Source organism: Microbacterium sp. 22215, from assembly GCF_052045655.1.
GTDB classification, from domain to species: domain Bacteria; phylum Actinomycetota; class Actinomycetes; order Actinomycetales; family Microbacteriaceae; genus Microbacterium; species Microbacterium phyllosphaerae.
Window position 1 is genome coordinate 1 of sequence record NZ_JBQEPC010000013.1, and the last position, 19,110, is coordinate 19,110.

15 protein-coding genes and 1 pseudogene are annotated in these 19,110 nt (G+C 68.4%); 12 read left to right on the forward strand and 4 right to left on the reverse strand.

Features of this window, described 5'->3' with window-relative positions; genetic code table 11:
* The 4 genes and pseudogenes from ACTJKH_RS16905 to ACTJKH_RS16920 all read left to right on the forward strand — a co-directional run.
* Nucleotides 1-2,319 (forward strand): annotated as a pseudogene (locus tag ACTJKH_RS16905) (hypothetical protein); the annotation flags it as partial.
* 76 nt (nt 2,320-2,395) lie between these two features.
* Complete coding sequence (locus ACTJKH_RS16910) at nt 2,396-3,211, forward strand: DUF5819 family protein (RefSeq protein ID WP_440737873.1); 816 nt, start codon at nt 2,396-2,398, stop codon at nt 3,209-3,211.
* Nucleotides 3,208-4,455 carry an HTTM domain-containing protein gene (locus ACTJKH_RS16915; protein WP_440737874.1) on the forward strand — a complete coding sequence of 416 codons (1,248 nt, stop codon included), beginning with the start codon at nt 3,208-3,210 and terminating at the stop codon, nt 4,453-4,455. The genes ACTJKH_RS16910 and ACTJKH_RS16915 overlap by 4 nt, the downstream gene beginning before the upstream one ends.
* A 151-nt stretch (nt 4,456-4,606) precedes the next feature.
* Nucleotides 4,607-6,676, forward strand: coding sequence for an acyl-CoA dehydrogenase family protein (locus tag ACTJKH_RS16920; RefSeq protein WP_440737875.1), 2,070 nt, complete (start codon nt 4,607-4,609; stop codon nt 6,674-6,676).
* A gap of 203 nt (nt 6,677-6,879) precedes the next feature.
* Here the strand turns inward: ACTJKH_RS16920 and ACTJKH_RS16925 are convergent, their stop codons facing one another.
* Nucleotides 6,880-7,938, reverse strand: coding sequence for a hypothetical protein (locus ACTJKH_RS16925; protein ID WP_440737876.1), 1,059 nt, complete (start codon nt 7,936-7,938; stop codon nt 6,880-6,882).
* A 114-nt stretch (nt 7,939-8,052) separates the two neighbouring features.
* On the opposite strand from ACTJKH_RS16925, the gene ACTJKH_RS16930 reads away from it, so the two are divergent.
* Both ACTJKH_RS16930 and ACTJKH_RS16935 read left to right on the forward strand, forming a co-directional pair.
* The gene (locus ACTJKH_RS16930) at nt 8,053-9,099 is read left to right on the forward strand and encodes an NAD(P)-dependent alcohol dehydrogenase (protein WP_440737877.1); all 1,047 of its coding nucleotides are present in this window, start codon (nt 8,053-8,055) and stop codon (nt 9,097-9,099) included.
* Between the two features lie 406 nt (nt 9,100-9,505).
* A complete protein-coding gene (locus ACTJKH_RS16935) occupies nt 9,506-11,269 on the forward strand; it encodes an HNH endonuclease signature motif containing protein (RefSeq protein ID WP_440737878.1) in 1,764 nt (587 codons plus the stop codon).
* 131 nt (nt 11,270-11,400) lie between these two features.
* On the opposite strand, the gene ACTJKH_RS16940 is transcribed toward ACTJKH_RS16935, so the two are convergent.
* The 3 genes from ACTJKH_RS16940 to wecB all read right to left on the reverse strand — a co-directional run bounded on the left by ACTJKH_RS16940 (nt 11,401) and on the right by wecB (nt 14,161).
* Nucleotides 11,401-12,075: a GntR family transcriptional regulator gene (locus ACTJKH_RS16940; protein ID WP_440737879.1), complete on the reverse strand. Its 675-nt coding sequence runs from the start codon at nt 12,073-12,075 to the stop codon at nt 11,401-11,403.
* Nucleotides 12,075-12,902: a GntR family transcriptional regulator gene (locus ACTJKH_RS16945; protein ID WP_440737880.1), complete on the reverse strand. Its 828-nt coding sequence runs from the start codon at nt 12,900-12,902 to the stop codon at nt 12,075-12,077. The genes ACTJKH_RS16940 and ACTJKH_RS16945 overlap by 1 nt, the downstream gene beginning before the upstream one ends.
* Nucleotides 12,903-13,042: 140 nt before the next feature.
* Entirely contained in the window at nt 13,043-14,161 is a 1,119-nt protein-coding gene (gene wecB / locus ACTJKH_RS16950) for a non-hydrolyzing UDP-N-acetylglucosamine 2-epimerase (protein WP_440737881.1), read from the reverse strand.
* Nucleotides 14,162-14,255: 94 nt separating this feature from the next.
* Here wecB and ACTJKH_RS16955 point away from each other — a divergent pair, with 94 nt between their 5' ends.
* The 6 genes from ACTJKH_RS16955 (at nt 14,256) to ACTJKH_RS16980 (ending at nt 19,082) form a co-directional block, all read left to right on the forward strand.
* Entirely contained in the window at nt 14,256-15,011 is a 756-nt protein-coding gene (locus ACTJKH_RS16955; RefSeq protein WP_440737882.1) for a GntR family transcriptional regulator, read from the forward strand.
* On the forward strand, nt 15,008-15,844 hold the full coding sequence (locus ACTJKH_RS16960; RefSeq protein ID WP_440737883.1) for an Ig-like domain-containing protein: 837 nt from the start codon (nt 15,008-15,010) through the stop codon (nt 15,842-15,844). The genes ACTJKH_RS16955 and ACTJKH_RS16960 overlap by 4 nt, the downstream gene beginning before the upstream one ends.
* A 160-nt stretch (nt 15,845-16,004) precedes the next feature.
* Nucleotides 16,005-16,181: a hypothetical protein gene (locus ACTJKH_RS16965; protein WP_210096899.1), complete on the forward strand. Its 177-nt coding sequence runs from the start codon at nt 16,005-16,007 to the stop codon at nt 16,179-16,181.
* Nucleotides 16,182-16,441: 260 nt separating this feature from the next.
* Nucleotides 16,442-17,056 (forward strand): archaeosortase/exosortase family protein, encoded by a 615-nt coding sequence (locus ACTJKH_RS16970; RefSeq protein ID WP_440737884.1) that lies wholly within the window; start codon nt 16,442-16,444, stop codon nt 17,054-17,056.
* Between the two features lie 78 nt (nt 17,057-17,134).
* Nucleotides 17,135-18,487 carry a glycosyltransferase gene (locus ACTJKH_RS16975; RefSeq protein WP_440737885.1) on the forward strand — a complete coding sequence of 451 codons (1,353 nt, stop codon included), beginning with the start codon at nt 17,135-17,137 and terminating at the stop codon, nt 18,485-18,487.
* Complete coding sequence (locus ACTJKH_RS16980; RefSeq protein ID WP_440737886.1) at nt 18,480-19,082, forward strand: hypothetical protein; 603 nt, start codon at nt 18,480-18,482, stop codon at nt 19,080-19,082. The genes ACTJKH_RS16975 and ACTJKH_RS16980 overlap by 8 nt, the downstream gene beginning before the upstream one ends.
* Nucleotides 19,083-19,110 lie beyond the last annotated feature (28 nt).

Sequence of the window (19,110 nt, forward strand, 5' to 3'; positions counted from 1 at the left end):
GGCTTCACGCTGCAGTACCCGGTGCCCGCATCCGCGACTCCCGGCACCGGTTACACGGTGACGGCGAACGTGGGCACGCAGACCGCGACCGACACGACCGCGGTCACGGCCGCGGCGACGGTCGACGCAGACGCGACCGTCGAGGCGGGCACCGACCTCGCCGTCGCGGGCACCAACTGGCCCGCAGACACCGAGATCACGGTGCAGCTGACCGCGCCGGGTGGCGCGAACGTCGGTGCCGCACAGACGGTGACGACGGGTCCGCTCGGCGGATTCACGCTCGACTACCCGGTGCCGGCCGGCACCCCCGCGGGCACCGGCTACACGGTCACGGCGAGTGTGGGCACGCAGACGGCGACCGACACGACCGAGGTCACGGCGGCTCCGGTCGTCGTGGATGCGGCCGCGTCCGTCCCGGCGGGCGCCAACCTGGCCGTCACCGGTACGGGCTGGCCGGTGAACGCCTCGGTGTCGCTGCAGCTCACCGCCCCTGGTGGTGGCGCGGACGTCGGTGGTCCGGTGACCGCGACGACCGACGAGTTCGGCGCGTTCACCGAGAACTATCCGGTTCCGGCTGACGCAGTGCCCGGTACGGGCTACACGCTCACGGCCACCTCCGGTGCGTTCAGCGACACGGACACCACCGAGGTGACCGCGGGCGACCCGGGCGATGTCAACACGAACGCGGCGGCTTCGGCATCCGCCTCGGCTGACGCGACCGCAGACGGCGACCCGTCGGCGCAGGCGGCGGCAGAAGCGGCTGCACTCGCGGACGCGACATCCAGCGCCTCCGCGGCGGCGACGGCTGATGCGACGTCGGCGGCTGAGGCCGCGGCGACGACCGATGCGTCGACCACCGCATCCACCGACGTCACCTCGACGGCCAATGCCTCTGCGGCGGTGGCTGCTCAGGCGGCGGCGCAGGCGGATGCGTCGGACGACGTGAACGCGGATGCCTCGACGGCGGCGGACTCAAACTCGGCGGCATCGTCGGAGTCGGCGGCGACGGCGGACTCGTCGACGAACGCCTCCTCCGAGGCCTCGGCCAACACGAACGCGGCGGCTTCGGCATCCGCGTCCGCGAACGCCGATGCCTCGACCGATGCAGTCGCTGAAGCGGCGGCTCAGGCCTCCGCCTTCGCGGACGCCACGGCGGAGGGCTCGGCTGCGGCCGACCCGGCGGCAGAGGCTGCGGCGGAATCGGCGGCGACGGCGACATCGTCGACGGCCGCCACCGCGGATGCCACCTCCGAGGCGAACGCCGGTGCGGCGATCGCAGCTCAGGCGGCCGCTCTCGCTGACGCGACGACCGACACCGCGGCTGAGGCCTCGGCGACGTCGGACGCCAGCACGAGCGCCTCGTCGAACGCGAGCGCGGCGGCCATCGCCAACGCGTCGACCGATGCCTCGTCGGATGCGGTCGCCACGGCGGACGCCTCTGCGGCGGCTGACCCGTCGGCGGAGGTCAATACCAACGCCTCGGCGTCGGCTGCGGCATCGGCTCAGGCCGATGATGACAGCAACGCCTCGGTGGAGGCGGCGGCGGTCGCAGCGGCGCTCGCCGACGCGACGAGCACCGCCTCGGCGGCGGCGGATGTGACGGCGGATGCAGCGGCCTCGGCCGCCGCGACCGACGACGCGTCCACGGATGCCTCGACGACGGCCACCACCGATGCCAATGCCTCTGCGGCAGCGGCGGCCCAGGCGGCGGCGCAGACCGATGCGACCTCGACGAGCGCGGCTGACGCGTCGGCTTCGGCCGATGCCGACCCGAACGCGTCGGCGGCCGCGGCGGCCAACGCGTCATCGTCCGCCACGGCATCCGCGTCGGCAGCCGCGGATGCATCGGCAGAGGCCACGGCGGAAGCATCCGCGTCGGCGACGGCTGAGGCCTCGGCATCCGCGGATGCAGCGGCCGACCCGACCGGCGACATCGCGATCACGATCAAGGTCCCGGTTCTCGAGCGCGGTGCGAAGCAGACCGCGGTCGGCACCGGATTCGAGCCCGGCGAGGAGGTCACCGGTGTGATGACCTCGGCGCCGATCGCACTCGGCACCCAGGTCGCCGACGACGAGGGCACGGTCACCTTCACCTGGACGGTCCCGTCCGACACCGACCTCGGAACCCACACCGTGACCCTGACCGGAGCGAGCTCCGGCAGCGTGGCGGCCACGTTCCAGGTCGTGGCCTCGGGGCTCGCCACCACCGGTGGTCAAGTCCAGGGCGGATGGATCGCTCTGGCGGCCCTGCTGCTGATGCTCGGACTGGGGGCGACGCGGATCGCACGATCCCGCCGTCCGATGGTCGAGGCGGAGTAGAACGCAGTGCACGAACGCTGAGAGGTCGGAGTCGTCGCTGAGGCGGCTCCGACCTTCAGCGGTGAGAAGGATGTGAATGAGCACGATGACTGACACCTCACCGGAACAGCAGGCGGCTTCGGCTTCGGTCGCCCAGGCGCGACCCCGACCGACCTGGTGGGTGAAGCTCATCGCCTTCGCGGCGTGCCTGCTGACCCTGTGGCATGTGGGCGCGTCGTTCCTCTGGATCGCGCCGTATTCGGCGCTGCGCGAGATCCCCACGCAAGAGGTCCTCGCCGGATACATGCTGCCGATGTTCGGTCAGTCCTGGAGCGTCTTCGCGCCCGAGCCGATCAACGGCGACTACCACTTCAACGTCCGCGCCGTCATCGAGAAGGACGGCGAGGAGGTCGAGACAGGCTGGGTGAGCGCCACCGACGTCGAGCTCTCGATGATCCGCTACAACCTGATGCCGCCTCGCGCCGGCATCCAGTCCAGCGAGGTCGCCAGCGGTCAGATGAACGCGTTCAACAAGCTGAACGCGGATCAGAAGGCCGTGGCCGGACTCGACTTCGACGAGGGCGAGTGGGAGGAGTGGATGGTCCGCTCGTTCGACGAGCTCGAGGGAGACAACCCGTCGACCGAGGCCTATATGGCCGAGGAGCACCTCTCGACCGCGTACGCCACCCAGGTCGCCTATGCGATCTGGGGTGCTGACGCCGTCATCAAGGTGCAGTACCGCGTGAGCAGGCAGAACGTGGTTCCCTACGCGGATCGCAACGACCCGGGCGCGCAGCGCCCCGACCCGACGTTCTCGACGACGGGGTGGCGTCTGCCCATAGAAGAGGAAGGCCAGAGCCGCGAGAACTTCGCGGACACCTTCCGCGCACAGTTCGAGAGGATCCAGCCGTGAGCGCGCCGATCAAGACCTCGGCGCCCCGGGCGAACGCACCGAAGAAGGATGCCGCGAAGAAGGAGGCGCTGAAGAAGGAGGCGCTGAAGAAGGATCCGCAGACGCGGCCTTCGACGACGGTTCCCGCCCCGGCATCCGCTCCCTCCGCTCCGCTTCCGCCGTCGGCTCCGGCCGGAGCGCCGCCCCGCTCGTTCGTCACGCGCCTGCTGAGCTTCGCGTCGTCGATGATCGCGGGCCTCTGGTCGATGGTGCTCTCGGCCATCGACCGCATCTCGGCATTCGTCGGCGATTGGCTCTTCCACGGCAAGAAAGCCCTCTACGGGCTCGCGGTCACGCGCATCCTGTTCGGTGTCACGGCGATCGGCCTGCTCGCGGCGAACTTCGGCACTCGTCTCTACACGTTCGGCTCAGGGTCGGCGTGGAACGGCGAGATGGCCGAACCCGTCAGCGAGTTCCCGAAGATCTGGATCTTCAGTGCCTTCCACGCCGCGATGGGCAACGACGTCCTCTACACCGCGCTCTACCTGTTCCTGGGTGTGCTCGCGGTGCTGTTCGTCCTGGGGTGGCGCTTCCGCATCGTGCTGCCGATCTTCTTCTGCCTGTGGGTCGGCTTCGTCGAGGCCAACGACATGGTGGGCGATCAGGGCGACAACATGTTCCGCATCGCGCTGCTGCTGCTGTTCTTTGCCGATCCCGCAGCGCGCTGGTCGCTCGACGCGCGGCGCCGCGCGAAGCGAGGGGAGTGGTTCGCCGCGGACAGTCAGCCGGCACTGCTGGGCACGGTCTTCCACAACCTGGCGCTCGTCGCGCTCACCGCACAGGTCTGCTTCGTCTACGCCTCCGGTGCGCTCTACAAGGCAGGCGGCGCCCCGTGGGAAGAGGGGTACGCGGTCTACAACCCGTTGCAGACGGCGCGGTTCGGCACCTGGCCCGTGCTGAGCGACCTCGTCACGACGTGGGGGCCGATGGTCGTCGCGGCGACGTGGGGATCGATCATCCTGCAGGTGGCTTTCCCCCTCATGCTGCTCACGCGTCCGACGCGGCTGATCGGTCTGATCGGCATCCTCTCCTTCCACATCGGCATCGGCGTGCTCATGGGGCTGCCCTGGTTCTCGCTCACGATGATCGCGATCGACTCGATCTTCATCCGCGACCGCACCTGGGCCCGGCTGAGTGCAGGAACCAGGCGGCGGTGGGAGCAGACGAAGGCATCGCCTCCGACGGGAACGCCCGTCGCGCCCTGATCGCGGTCCGCCGCGTCGGACTGTGGTCTGACGACAATGCGGCGGGGCGACGTGCCCGCTCGGCATTGGAGGATGACCACAGGGCAGTTCGTCTCTGGTTGTGGCAGACCTACCATGGAAGCATCTTCACTCGCCTCTGAGAGGAATGCTCATGGTCGACGCCGCCGTCCGTCCGAAGACGACTCGCCCCCACACCGACAGTGCTGACGCGAACCTGACGTTCGACGTCGCCCGGGTCACCGATCTGCTGATGGGCACCTGGGCCGACACCCGCCGCGAGGCGCGCGAGATGATCAAGGATTCGGCGTTCTGGCGCAAGGACGAACTGGGCAAGGACGAGCACCGCGAGCGTGTGCTCAGCCAGCTGCATCTGCTCGTCGAGAACAAGGCCGTGCACCGCGCGTTCCCGAAGTCGCTGGGCGGCGAGGAGAACAACGGCGGCAACATCGCCGGTTTCGAGGAGCTCGTCGTCGCCGACCCGAGCCTGCAGATCAAGTCGGGCGTCCAGTGGGGACTGTTCGGCTCCGCGATCCTCCAGCTCGGCACGACGGAGCACCACGAGAAGTGGCTCCCCGGCGTGATGGATCTGTCGATCCCCGGCGCGTTCGCGATGACCGAGATCGGGCACGGATCCGACGTCGCCGCCGTCGGCACGACCGCGACCTACGACCCCGAGACCGAGGAGTTCGTGATCAACACGCCGTTCCGCGGCGCCACGAAGGAGTACCTCGGCAACGCGGCCCTGCACGGGATCGCGGCGACCGTGTTCGCGCAGCTCATCACGAACGGCGTCAACCACGGCGTGCACTGCTTCTACGTGCCGCTGCGCGGAGAGGACGGCGTCGACCTGCCGGGTATCGGCCGGGAGGACGACGGCCTCAAGGGCGGCCTCAACGGCATCGACAACGGGCGCCTGAGCTTCGACCACATTCGCATTCCCCGCACGAACCTGCTGAACAAGTACGGCGACGTCGCGGCAGACGGCACGTACTCGAGCGCGATCGACAGCCCTGGTCGTCGCTTCTTCACGATGCTCGGCACGCTGGTGCAGGGGCGGGTCTCGCTCGACGGCGCGGCCTGCTGGGCATCCGCTCTCGGGCTGAAGATCGCGATCACCTACGCCACCCAGCGCCGTCAGTTCGACGGAGCGGACGGACAGGAGGTCGTGCTTCTCGACTACGGCAAGCACCAGCGCCGCCTGTTCCCGCGTCTCGCGACGACGTACGCACAGATCTTCGCGCACGACGAGTTCCTGCAGAAGTTCGACGGAGTGTTCTCGGGTCGTACCGACACCCCCGCCGACCGCGAAGACCTCGAGACCCTGGCCGCGGCGCTCAAGCCGCTGTCGACCTGGCATGCGCTCGACACGCTGCAGGAGGCGCGCGAGGCCTGCGGCGGGGCGGGCTTCATGTTCGAGAACCGCCTCGTCGGACTCCGTGCCGACCTCGACATCTACGTCACGTTCGAGGGTGACAACAACGTTCTCCTCCAGCTCGTCGGCAAGCGTCTGCTCACCGACTATGCCAAGCAGTTCACGGGCAAGGATGCTGCGGCGCTGGCCAAGTTCGCCGTCGGGATGACCGCGGGCAAGGTGTTCCACGGTGCGGGTCTCCGTCAGTTCGGGCAGTCTGTCGTCGACCTGGGGCAGGTCGCTCGTTCGGTCGAGAACGGTCTGCGCGAGGAGCAGCAGCACCAGCTGCTCGCCGAGCGCGTGCAGCAGATGGTCGCCGACGTCGCGGGTCGCCTGCGTCCTGCGGGCAAGGACAAGGTGCTCGGCGCCCGGCTGTTCAACGAGAACCAGGCCGAACTCATCGAGGCTGCGCGGGCGCACGGCGAGCTGCTGCAGTGGGAGGCGTTCACCGACGCCGTCCACCGTGTCGACGACGCCGACACCAAGAAGGTGCTCACGTGGCTGCGCGACCTCTTCGGCCTGCAGCTCATCGAGAAGCACCTCGCGTGGCACCTCATCAACGGGCGCCTCTCGACACAGCGGGCCGCGGCGGTGTCTCGGTACATCGACCGGCTGTGCACGCGGCTGCGGCCGTACGCGCTCGACCTGGTCGACGCCTTCGGCTACGAGCCCGAGCACGTGCGCGCACCCATCGCGTCGGGTGCGGAACGCGCGCGTCAGGACGAGGCCCGCGACTACTACGCGGCGCTCGCGGCATCCGGAGACGCTCCGGTGCTCGAGAAGGTGCTGAAGAAGAACGCCAAGCGCTGACGAGGCGTTCAGCCGTTTGTGGAGCCGGTCGGGATCGTGAGGTCTCGGCCGGCTTCGTCAGTCTGGATCTGTGTGTCTGGTTCCGTCTGTCTGGCCCGGTCTGGCTCGTTCTGGCTGGGCCGGTCTGGCTCGTTCTGGCTGGGCCGGTCTGGCTCGTTCTGGCTGGCCCGGTCTCGTCCGCGCGGGCTGGATGCTCCGTGCCCTCACTGCCCGGGCTGGGGCGGGTACGGTGCGGGAGGCGGCTGTTGTCCGGCGGTCGGCGGGTACGGATGCTGCACGGGAGCCGGCGGGTATGGAGCATTCGGGTTCTGTGCATACCCGTGCGGTGCCGCGGGATACTGCGCCGCTGGGTACTGCGCCGCTGAATATTGACCCGGTGACGACGAGGAGTCGCCTGTACCCGCCGGACCTCCGCTCGCGAGTCGTGAGTGTGCGCGCACGCGCAGGAGCACGGCGGTGAAGGCGAGGTAGAGCACTCCGGCCGCCGCCCCGCCTCCGTAGAGGAGCACGGTCGGAACCACAGTGTTCATGCCGCGCGGCAGCTGGAGCAGTATCGGGAACACGGCGTCGGGAGCGGCGAGGAGCAGGATGCTGGCGACCAGCAGCACGACTGCCGGAAGGATGAGCGCGAAGGGCGACCATCTCGTCACGGCGATTCCCGCGACCACGAGCAGTGTGCCTGCGAACACCGCGAGGGACGCGCCGGGGCGGATGTCGAACTGGAACCTTTGCAGGGCGAAGAGCACCCCGTCGCCGATGCCCCAGACGATCGCCCAGGCGCCGCCGGCCAGCAGAACCGGTGCGGCGATGATGCCGATCACGCTCAGCGCAGCGCCCTTCGGCCGCGAATCCCGGCGGACCAGGGCGAGAACCAGACCCATCGTCCCGAGGATTGCGAGCACGACGAGGGGCACGCCGTAGATGAGACCGTCGCCCCACTCGCGCGGTGCGATCCGGATGAGCCATGACAGTGTCACCGGGAACACCGCGACGATGAGCGGGACGACGCTGAGGAGGCCCATGGCGATCAGGCCGGCGGAGCTCCAGATGCCCGTGAGTACGACGAGGACGAGCAGCACGAGCCCGAGCGTTTGCAGCAGCAGTGGCCCGACGAGAGGTGCGAAGTCGCCGTCGAATCCGTAGGCGAAGAAGGTGAGCGTCACCGTCTGTCCTCCGAGGGACAGGAGTATCAGGGCGACCGGCGTGAGTGCGAGAGCGATCACGATCGTGATCAGGCGGGCGGTCAAGGATGATCGGCGCATGGGACTTCCCCTCCGGAGTCGTAGCACCCACGGTATCGATCCGAGCGGTGGAACGGCACAGGTTCGCCCCGTAGTGTCGACGTGTTCCACCCGAATCGACCCGAGGAGTCTGTGATGACCCGTGTCCACGCTTACGCCGCACCCAGCGAAGCCGCGCCGCTCGAGAAGACCGTCATCGAGCGTCGAGAGCTCGGCCCGAACGACATCCTGATCGACATCGCCTTCGCAGGCATCTGCCACTCCGACATCCACACGGTGCGTGGTGACTGGGGCCCGCAGAGCTACCCCCTCGCGCCCGGGCATGAGATCGCCGGCACCGTGGCTGCCGTGGGCGCCGAGGTCACGAAGCACGCGGTCGGCGACCGCGTCGGCGTCGGATGCCTCGTCAACTCGTGCGGTGAGTGCCGCAACTGTCTGCGCGGCGACGAGCAGTTCTGCTCCAACGGCGCGATCTTCACCTACGGCAGCACCGACCGCGACGGCACCATCACCCAGGGTGGCTACTCCGAGCAGGTCGTCGTGACCGAGTCGTTCGCCGTGCGCATCCCCGATGCTCTCGCGCTCGACGTCGCCGCTCCGCTTCTCTGCGCCGGCATCACCACCTACTCGCCCCTGCGGCACTGGAACGTCGGACCCGGCACCCGCGTGGCTGTCGTCGGTCTCGGCGGCCTCGGGCACATGGGTGTCCAGATCGCGCACGCCCTGGGCGCAGAGGTGACCGTGCTGTCGCAGACGCTGAACAAGAAGGATGACGGCCTGCGCCTCGGCGCCGACCACTACTACGCGACGAGCGACCCCGAGACCTTCCGCTCGCTGAGCGGATCGTTCGACGTGATCCTGAACACGGTCAGTGCTGTCGTCGACCTGCGCTCGTACCTCGGACTGCTCGATGTGGGCGGATCGATGGTCTGCGTCGGCGCACCCGCGGAGCCGCTCGCCGTCAACGTCTCGTCGCTGATCGGTGGACGCCGCTCGCTCGCCGGATCGAACATCGGTGGCATCCGCGAGACGCAGGAGATGCTCGACTTCTGCGCCGAGCACGGCATCGCATCGGAGATCGAAGTGATCAGCGCCGCGCAGATCAACGAGGCGTACGAGCGCGTGCTCGCCTCGGATGTGCGCTACCGCTTCGTCATCGACGCGAAGACCATCGCGGACTGACGTCTCCGTGACCGTGTGATCGAAGTGGCCCCGCTCGTCGAGTGGGGCCACTTCGGTGTTCAGGGTGGCTCTTTCGTGCCGCCGTGCTGTTGTTCTGCCGGTGTTGTTGTTTTGTCGGTGTTGTCCTCCCGACGTTCTCCCGCGAACTTCGTCTGCGGTGGGCAACCTCGTGAGCTCGTCGACCGCGGGACGCTCTCGGGTTCGTGCTTCTCATCGGGACGCCTCCTCGGGACGCCTCGCGGGTACGCCTTGCCGGTACATGCTCCTGTCGCATCGGTGCTTTGGGCGCGCCCGCCTCCCTGCCATGGTGCGGCATTCCGGAAGGCTGGGATACGTGCTCTGATCTGGGGTAATTCGGGGCGGTTTTGGGGCTTCAATGTCGGTGGGGGCGGGTTGACTCAGGGGTATGAACAGCACTGTGGAGCTTCTGGATCGGGTCATCGCCGACCTCGACACGGTGCTGTCCGATGACGCGCTCGCGGGGCTGAGTGATGCGGACCGGATCACGGTGTTGCAGGGCGCGGGGGCCGCGTTCCGCCGGGTCGAAGCGGTGATCGTCGAAACGATCGCGACCGGTGATGCGGCCGACTTTCCGCATGCGGCGGGGTGCCGGGGTCTGAACGAGTTGGTGCAGCGGATGCTGCGGGTGGACGTGCGGGCTGCGTCGCGCGTCGACCGGGTCGTCGATCTGGTGCGGCGGCCGGTGAGTCTGGCGGGGGAGGGGATGCCGGCGCGGTGGGCGGAGCTGCGGCTCGCGTTGCTGGACGGGGTGGTCGGTGTGGCCGGGTTTCTCGCGGCGACGGGTCCGATCGAGAGGGTGTGGGATCGGCTCACGATCGATCAACGGTTGGCGGCGGATGTCGCGTTGGCGGGGTGTGCCCGCGGGCACGGGCTCGCGGCCGACGTGGGTGATGCCGATGGCCTGGACGCTGATGCGCCGGGTCCTGCGCCGACGGTGCAGGACTTGAAGGCTCTCGCCGAAGATCTCGCGTCGATGTTCGACCCCGATGGCGAAGAACCCAAGGATGAGGACGCGCGTCGGCGGCGAGGGATCACGATCGGCCGGTTGAAAGACGGCCTGCATGCGATCCGCGGGTACCTGACCCCGGATGCCGCCGCACAGCTGCACCTCATCCTGGACGCGATCCTCAACCCGAAAGGCGACGGCCCGCCGATGCCGGGCGTGCACTTCGCTCCGAGCGACGCTGCGGATGCCCGTCGTGGCGGTGGTGAGGCGGATGCCTATTGTGGCGGTGGTGAGGCTGGTGCGGATATGGGTTGGCCGCGCGTCGATGTCGACATTGATGTCGAAAGTGATGGTGATATCGGAAGCGACGCCGACGCCGGCGGTAGTGAGGCTGCGGCGGATGCCGGTTGGCAACGCGCAGATGTCGATACCGACTTCTATGTCGATGGTGATGGTGACGTCGGACCTGATGCCGACGACGTTGACCCGTTCAACTCTGACCCGCGCTGCGTGCTCGATGATCGCACCGCGGCGCAGAAGCGCCATGATGCTCTCGCGATGGTGTTCGGAATCGCTGCCCGTCACAAGGACATGCCCACTCTCGGTGGGTCGTCACCGGTCCTGGTCGTGAACGTCGATGCGAAGGACCTCGCCGCACACGGTGCCGCCTTCGGTGGCGCCTTCGGAGGCAACGGGTACGGAGCGAGCGGCGACCTCGGCAACGGCGGGTGGGCGACGATTCCCGGATCCGGCGCGCATCTCCCGGTGTCTGTTGCTGCGCAGGTTGCGTGCAGTGGGTTGATCCAACGAGTGCTCATGGACGAGGGGCGGATCATCGGGATCACGACCACCGATCGGGTCTTCACGGTGCATCAACGGCGGGCGATCATCGCTCGCGACAAGGAGTGCCTGATCCCCGGATGTCATGTGCCGGCGTCGTGGTGCGAGATCCATCATGTGACCGAGCATGCGAGGGGTGGGCCGACGCATACGGATAACGGTGTGCCGTTGTGCTGGTGGCATCACCGATCCCTCGGTTCCTCCGGGTGGGAGATCCGGATGGATGACGGCGTCCCACAGGTGCGGGGCCCGCGGTGGTGGGACCCCGACCAACGCTGGCGCGCCCCACGACTCAGCATCCCGAAAGAGTCTGGCCTGTTCGGCACTTCCCGCGTCCCCACGAACCTCGCTCGAACTGGGTAGTGCTTCGCTGCCGCCTCTTCTCATGGCCGCAGAGCTGCACCGCTCGTCTGTGTCTGTGTCTGTGTCTGTGTCTGTGTCTGCGTCTCCGGCCTCGCCGCGCACCAGCATGCCGCCGATCGATCGGATCCCGCTCAGTCGGACGGGTCTGACTCGCGGTAGAACTCGATGAAGTTGCTGCGGGTGGTCTCATGCAGTTCGTGGATGAGGTCACCGGCTCGTTCGCCGTCACGCTCCGCGAGCGCCGCGGTGATCGACCGGAGGAACTCCAATGCCTGCTGAGGTGTGCGCAGATTCTCTCGGGGGGTCAGGAATCGCACGAGCTGCAGCGACAGCGATTCGGCCTTCGCCCGCAGCACGGAGTTCGGCGTGGCGCGCACCAGCACGAGGAAGTACTCGCGGATGGTCCGTCCCAACGCCGCGGCATCGCCCTCGTGCGCTGCGGCCTCGACCTGCGTCATCCGTTCGGCGAACTCAGCGATCTGGGTATCGGTCAGGTCCGCCGCGCTGCTGCGCGCGATGTGCTCGTGGATCGCGCCCGTGACGAACAGGCCCTCGTTGATCGCGGCGACGTTGACAGGCGCGACCCGAGTATGACGATGCGGCACGAGTTCGACCACGTCCTCCTCGGCGAGACGGTTCAGCGCCTCGCGGATCGGGGTGCGCGAAGAGCCCAGCCACGTCATGAGCTCCTCATCATGGAGGATCTCACCGGGCTCGAGAGTGCCGTCCAGGATCGCGCCGAGGATGGTGTCGTAGACCTCATCGCGGAGCAGGCGTCGTGGCTGCGGGGCGTCTGTCGTGGGCATCACGCCACCTCGTTCTCAGTCGGCACGGCCGCAGTCGGCGTGGATGCAGTCGGGGTGGCCGCAGTCGGGGTGGCCGCAGTCGGGATGGCCGCAGTCAGTGCCGCGGTAGCCGGTGCAGCGGCAGCCGACGCGAACCCGGCTGCCGCGGATCCGTCGGCAGTGCCGCCGACCTCGGCAGCATCGCGTGCCGTGACGCTCGCCGCGCCCGCGGTGAAATAATCCCGCGTCGCGAGAGCCGCAGCATCCGCGTCTCCGGATGCCGCCGCCGCAGCGAGCGCGTCGAGTGCCGCAGACGTCTCGGTCGCGTCGAGCGCGCCCGGTCGAGCGGTGATCATGCGCGTCACGTGCGGCACCGACTTCTCGCGGATGCGCTGCACGAGGGTGTTGCGGTAGCGGTCGATGAACACGTTCATCAGCGCGTCGACGATGCGGGCTCGCTCGAGCGCGTCGGTGCTCTGACTCACCGCTCGGTGCAGATCGCGGATCTGTGCCCGGTCGGCATCCGTCAGAAGGGCCGTCGCCTCGCGCACCGTCGCCGAGTACACGACCCCGAGCATCTCCATCTCCTCTCGGAACCGGGTCGGATCCAGCGGGGCGATGCGGGTGCCTTTCTGGGGGAGGACCTCGATCAGCCCCATGCCTGCAAGGCGGTTCACGGCCTCGCGGATCGGAGTGCGAGACGCACCCAGCCACGTCTCCAACTGCTTGTCGGAGATCGGCTCGCCCGCTGCAAGATCACCGGCGACGATGGCATCCAGCAGCGTGTCGAAGATCTGGTCGCGCAGCAGCTTTCGAGGCATCCGCGCTGGTGTCTTGGGGACTGGCATGCCCCTGATGCTAATCGGAAATGCGCTAGATATCTAATATTTTGGGGTGCCGCGCCGAGGCGATGAGTGACATATCGCACGCGCTGAGAATCACCCCGTCGGCATCGCCTCTCAAGCATCAGACCGTCGCTCTCCCCGCGTCACGCGGCGAGGCCGTGGCTCGGTCGCGCACTGCGATCCGCGATGGCCGTCGCGAGGCGCGCGATTCTGGCGCTGGCGCTGCCGTCACCGTAGGGGCATGGGGCGCCGGAGAGATGATCGGATCCCTGGGAGATGAGACGATTCGCTGCCGCGGCGATGTCGAGCCCGGGGGTGACCAGCTCCGCGAAACCGGCGTCGATGGATTCGGGTCGCTCGGTGCTGCGGCGCACCACGAGCAGCGGCCGACCGAGCACCGTGCACTCCTCCTGAAGGCCTCCGGAGTCCGATACCAGGAGCGTGGCGCGCGATGCGAGTGTGAGGAACTCCTGGTGATCCGCGGACTCGGCGACGATGACCCTGTCGAGCAGATCAGCGAGGTCGAAGCGGGCGATCGCCGCACGGGTGCGCGGGTGCGCGAGCAGCAGCACCGGGGCGTCGATATCGCCCAACGCGCTCAGGACCCGGGCGAGCGCCTCTCGGGCGTCGGTGTTCTCCGGGCGGTGGATCGTCGCCAGGACGAACCGCTCGGGGACCCGCCCTTCCGGGAAGAACGCCTCCACGGGAGCGGGGCCGTGTCGCAGTGACTCGCGGGTCGCTTCGACGATCGTGTTGCCGGTGACGACGATCCGCTCTGCGGGGATGCCTTCGCGCCGCAGGTTCTCCGCGTTGTGCTCGGTCGCGGCGCAATGGACGTCGGCGAGCACGCCGACCACGAGGCGGTTGAGCTCTTCGGGCATGGCTCGGTCGTGTGACCGCAGCCCGGCTTCGACATGGATGACGGGGATGCCGGCGTAGTTGGCCGCCTGTGCGCCCGCCGACACCGCGTTCGTGTCGCCCTGCACGATGACCGCCCGTGGCGCCTGACGGGCGAAGAGTTCGGTGAGGGCGCTGATCGCGGTCGCGATCTGCGTGCCGCGGTCCCTCCCGCCGACGCCGTCGAGCACGACGTGCGGCTCGCCGATGCCGAACTGCTCGAAGAAGCGTCCCGACAGCTCTCGGTCGTAGTGCTGTCCGGTGTGCACGATCAGCGCTCGATCCCCCAGCTCCCTGATCACGGGGGCGAGCTTGATGATCTCGGGTCGGGTGCCGAGCACGATCGCGATGTCCTTCTTCGTCATGGCTTCTCTCAAATATTAGTGGATTTGTGATTACTACTTAAGTATGTCATCCTCTAATAATCCAATATGTTAGTTTGATGAGAGAGGCGAGATCATGTCGATGGGCTCCCTGGAAGAGCAGCTGCGCCCGCAGCTGCTCAGCGGTCTTGCCTACGAGCGGCTCCTGGAGGAGATCGTCAGCGGACGGCTTCCACGTGGGCATCGACTGCGCCTCGACCTGCTCGCGCACAGCTGGGCGGTGTCGCGCACTCCGGTCCGAGAAGCGCTCCAGCGCCTCGCCGACATGCGCTTCGTGCACGTGTCGCCCAACGCGGGCACGCGCGTCGCCGAGTGGTCGGCGATCGACATGATCGAGCGCGCTCGGATCGTCGGTCGGCTGCTCGCGGGGGAGTCGTCGTGCCTCTCCACCGCATCGGATCCGCAGCAGACGATCGTCACCCGCGCTCCCGCGTGCGAACTGCGGGGCTATCTCGATCTCGCCTCGCATCTGATCGAGCGCGAGTTCGGTCGACTCGGCCCGCGCATCGTGCGTGAATACGTCGAGCCGCTGCGTCTCTTCGTGGACCCCGACACCGCAGCCGCGCACGGCATCGATCTCGAACGCGGCCGCGACCGGCGACACGAGCTGCTGAACGCGGCTCGTGCGGCGCTCCACCGCGACGATCCGGCAGCGGCGCGGGATGCCCTCGCCGCGCTCTCCGCCCAGGTCATCGGTGCGCTCGAATCCTCCGCTCCTGCGCCCGAGCGATCGGGTGCTCCTCAATCCCCCCGGAAGAAAACGCACGACTCCGTGCACAAGTCCGCTCTCGGTGCCGCGCACCGCGAGCTCATGCGAAAGGCAACACCATGAACAAGACCATGAAGATCACCGCAGGGTTATTACTCGGCGGCGTCGCCCTCTTCGGCGCGGTCGCACCGGCGAGCGCTCAGACTCCCGAAACGGCGGTCGGCACCCTCGCACAGGGCGCGTTCACGCTCGACGCGTTCGTGCAGGGCGCGCAGCCGACGCTGAGCCCGACGGGCTCGGCCGTCGTCTCGATGCCGGCAGTGGGCGCCACCGGCACCATCAGCAGCGGTGGCCTGTGCCTCGACTACGCCGGCACCGGTGAGCCGATCGCGGCCGTGTGCAACGGCTCCGCGAACCAGCTGTTCAGCGCCGAGCGCAGCGCCGACGGCTCGACCTTCTCGCTCAACGCGGTCAACCGCCCTGTCGACACACGCCGCCTCACGCTCGGCTCCTCCGCCACCGAGGGCAAGCTCATCCTGCGCTCGTACACGACCGCCGGCACTCCGTGGCTGAAGAGCGGGCTCACCGCCAGCCACTCGTCGGTCTCGCTCGACGGCGCCTCGGGCGGCCTCAAGCCGACGTTCTCGGGCATCGGCGAGCCCGGCCTCACGGTCGAGGTCCGTGGGCAGGACGGCACGCTGCTCGTCACCGCCACGGTCGCGGCGAACGGCACGTGGAGCGCTCAGTCGACCGTCGACCTCCCCGAGCAGTCCTACACGGTCACGGCCGTGCAGAACGACGGCACCGACACCAGCACCGATGACCTGACCTTCACGGTGGTCGCCGCACCCGTGGCCGACCCGCTGCTCGCAGGCGGCGCCGGCATGCTGCTCGTCGTCGGCGCTGCGGCGGTCTACGCCGCGAAGCGTCGTCGCACCGCGCAGGTCACTTCCTGAGTGCCGGTCGCGCGGATGCCCGCTCACCGCACCGCATCCGCGCGACCCCATCCTGGCCGAGGATCGCTCAGATCCTGACCGTCTCGGCCACACCCTCCCGTGGCACTCGCCGAAACTCCCACTTCCCGAAAGAAAGAAAGAAAGAAAGGAACCCCTGCGCATGTACGGAGCGAATCCTCCCATCGTCGGCACCGCGCTCAGCGGCACGCTCGCCGCGACAGGTGCCGACCCCACCTGGCCCCTCATCATCGTCGCCGTGTGCCTGACCGCGGGTGCTCTCCTGATGATCCGCGAGTCCTATCTGCGCCGCTCGGCAGACTCGCTCGTCGACGCCTGACACGGCGAACCGACCCCATGAACGGGGCGTGCGGTGAACTCCCCTTCGCCGAACGCCGCCCTTCGATCGGCACCCCACATCGTCGATCGAGCGTCCGCAGCGCCGGTCCCGGCCGTGGCCGATCTCCCCATCGGCCCGGTCGAATCGCTGAGCGATCCCCTGACCGCCGCACAGGACATCGGGTGCGGGCGAGCACATGCTCGTCCGCACCTTTCACCACGACCTTTCACCACGACCTTCTCCTCGAGACGAGTACACCGATGACCACCGCACTGCCCGCCGTGTCCGCCCAGCCCCAGGGGCGGCGCCATCGCAGGCTCGCATCCTCCCCGCGACCACGGCCGCGATCGCGGGCCGTCGACCGCGCAGCCCGCATCGTCTTCGCCGCCGCTCTCGTGGGGGCGATCGTCTGGATGCTGCTCCAGGCCGACGTGGTTCGGGCGGGCGAGGCACACCTCGCCGCCCGGTGGATGGATCTCTGGATGCCCCGCGGCGTCACCGCGTTCGAGGACACCTACATGCTGTGGATCAACGAGAACCATCTCGTCGGGTTCCAGGTGACGGCCGAATGCACGGCGATCATCCTGCTCGCTCCCCTCCTCGCACTCGGGGCCGTGATGATGCTCTCGACGAGAGTGTCCTGGTTCCGCGGAGTCGCAGGGATCGCCGCATCCGCCGCAGTGATGCTCCTGGTCAACCAGCTGCGCCTCGCGCTCATCGGCTGGTCGACCCAGCAGGGCGGCCTCGACGCCGGCTACGAGATCGGACACCGCTTCGCAGGTTCCGTCGTCGGCATCGCGGGCTTCGCGGCGGGGCTGATCGTGCTCATCGCGGTGGCGGGCGTCCGTCGTCGTCGACGACCGGCACGGCCCTGACGACCGAAGACAGAACGACTCCGCGACCGAAGACCCCCCAGGACAGATCCCGCTGACGGCCTCACGAAAGGACCTCTGATGCTCTCCCTCCTCGGCTCCATCTCGCTCGTCCTCACGGTGATGTTCCTCGCCTACATGACGTTCATCCTCATCCCCTACGTCCGGCACAGGAAGGAGAAGCCGGGGGACCCCGCGCTCTTCGACTGGCACATCTTCGTGCCGTGCCGTGACGAGGCCGCCGTCATCGCCACCACGATCGCGCGCCAGCGCGAACGGTTCCCGCAGGCCCACCTCTGGGTGATCGACGACGACAGCGACGACGAGACCTCGGCGATCATCCAGGCGCACGCGGATGTCGACCCGTTCGTGCACCTGGTGCAGCGCCGGCGACCCCTCGCGCGCACGGGGAAGGGCGATGCCCTGAACAGCGCGTACGACGCACTCAACGGATGGCTGCCGACCGACGCCGACCGCGACCGCATCATCGTGACGGTCGTGGATGCCGATGGAGAGATGGCGGAGAACGCGCTCGCGGCGGTGGCAGCCGACGACTGCTTCGGCGACCCGGTGGTGGGAGCCGCCCAGATCACCGTCTGGATGAAGAACCGCGACGATCGCACGCCGTATCCCGAGAAGGGGAGGCTCGCGAACGCATTCGCCCGCTATCTGATCCGGATGCAGGACGTGGAGTTCCGCACGGTGATCCTGGCGATGCAGTCGCTGAGGTCGAAGACCGGCACGGTCGGACTCGGCGGCAACGGGCAGTTCACGAGGCTCTCGGTGCTCGACCGGATCGGAGAGGGGTACGGCGCACCCTGGCACGGGGCACTGCTCGAAGACTACGAGCTCGGGCTGCACGTGATCCTGGCCGGCTACGAGAATCGCCAGGTCCATGACACGTACGTCGCGCAGGAGGCGCTGCCGAGCCTTCGGCGTCTGCTCGCCCAGCGCACGCGCTGGTCGCAGGGCAACATCCAGTGCGTGAAGTACATCAAGGACATCGTGCGCTCACGCCACTTCGACAGCTCCGGCGTACTGGAGTGCCTCTACTACCTGTTCCTTCCCTTCCTGCAGATGATCGGTCTGATCGTCATCCTGCTCACGCTGGCATTCCACGGCGCGGGCGTGATCGCCGATCCGGCAGCGCTCGACGGACTCGTCGACAATGCGTGGGCGTTCGTCTTTCTCGGGATGCTGTTCGGCGTCGGACCGTTCGTGATCTGGGGCATCCTGTACAAGCTGCGCTGCGAGCCGGGTTCGAGCTGGTTGCAGGCGGTGAGCTGGGGAGCCGGCCTCTTCTTCTTCGTGCAGTACATCCTCGTGTCGGTGACGCGGGCCATGCTCCGTGTGGTGCTCGGCCGCAACGGGTGGGCGAAGACCCGACGCAACGCCGAGACGCATGTCGTCGGTCCGGTCGCTGTCGATGTCTGAGCGTTCGGCATCCGTCCCCGCGTTATCCGTCGAGAGCACGGTCGGCCCGGTCGTGGCGGGGACCGTCGCCGCGCTCCTGGACGCCGCGGCGGTGGTCGGCTGCGCGAGCATCCTCTGGAACGGGGGAGGCTCGACCGTCGTCGACGGCTCCTGGGTCTCGCAGGCCGGATGCCTTCTGCTGGCCTCATCGCTGCTGCTGATCCGGCTCGCGCTCTCTCTGTCGCTCGCCGTCGAACGGGTGGTCGTCGCGATCGACATCGCCGTGCTCGCCGCGCTGGTGTCGGCATGGGGTCTGTCCTCGCGCTATTTCGTCGGCTGGCTCGCCACATATGGAGCTCTCGTGCTGCTCCTCGCCTCGCTGTGGCATCTGCTGGCGATCCTCGTCACACGGCACCGCGTGGACGGGGCCGACGGGACGGTGGCCGCTCTGCGCGCCGGATGCGTGGGCGTCGCGCTCGTCGCGCTCGTCGTGGTGTCTCCGATCCATGCGTGGAGCCCTCGGATCCTCAGCGGTCTGGTCGTGCTGATCAGCGGCGCCGTGCTCTTCGCGTTCGTGCTGCGGATCTGGATCAGGGCACTGCGCAGGGTCGGCTGAGGGCTTCGGCTCGGCCGATCCCGGTGTC

Coding starts and splice junctions, on each gene's coding strand:
- ACTJKH_RS16910 (WP_440737873.1), top strand. CDS start 2,396: ATGAGCACGATGACTGACACCTCACCGGAACAGCAGGCGGCTTCGGCT.
- ACTJKH_RS16920 (WP_440737875.1), top strand. CDS start 4,607: ATGGTCGACGCCGCCGTCCGTCCGAAGACGACTCGCCCCCACACCGAC.
- ACTJKH_RS16925 (WP_440737876.1), bottom strand. CDS start 7,938: ATGCGCCGATCATCCTTGACCGCCCGCCTGATCACGATCGTGATCGCT.
- ACTJKH_RS16930 (WP_440737877.1), top strand. CDS start 8,053: ATGACCCGTGTCCACGCTTACGCCGCACCCAGCGAAGCCGCGCCGCTC.
- ACTJKH_RS16935 (WP_440737878.1), top strand. CDS start 9,506: ATGAACAGCACTGTGGAGCTTCTGGATCGGGTCATCGCCGACCTCGAC.
- ACTJKH_RS16940 (WP_440737879.1), bottom strand. CDS start 12,075: ATGCCCACGACAGACGCCCCGCAGCCACGACGCCTGCTCCGCGATGAG.
- ACTJKH_RS16945 (WP_440737880.1), bottom strand. CDS start 12,902: ATGCCAGTCCCCAAGACACCAGCGCGGATGCCTCGAAAGCTGCTGCGC.
- wecB (WP_440737881.1), bottom strand. CDS start 14,161: ATGACGAAGAAGGACATCGCGATCGTGCTCGGCACCCGACCCGAGATC.
- ACTJKH_RS16955 (WP_440737882.1), top strand. CDS start 14,256: ATGTCGATGGGCTCCCTGGAAGAGCAGCTGCGCCCGCAGCTGCTCAGC.
- ACTJKH_RS16960 (WP_440737883.1), top strand. CDS start 15,008: ATGAACAAGACCATGAAGATCACCGCAGGGTTATTACTCGGCGGCGTC.
- ACTJKH_RS16965 (WP_210096899.1), top strand. CDS start 16,005: ATGTACGGAGCGAATCCTCCCATCGTCGGCACCGCGCTCAGCGGCACG.
- ACTJKH_RS16970 (WP_440737884.1), top strand. CDS start 16,442: ATGACCACCGCACTGCCCGCCGTGTCCGCCCAGCCCCAGGGGCGGCGC.
- ACTJKH_RS16975 (WP_440737885.1), top strand. CDS start 17,135: ATGCTCTCCCTCCTCGGCTCCATCTCGCTCGTCCTCACGGTGATGTTC.
- ACTJKH_RS16980 (WP_440737886.1), top strand. CDS start 18,480: ATGTCTGAGCGTTCGGCATCCGTCCCCGCGTTATCCGTCGAGAGCACG.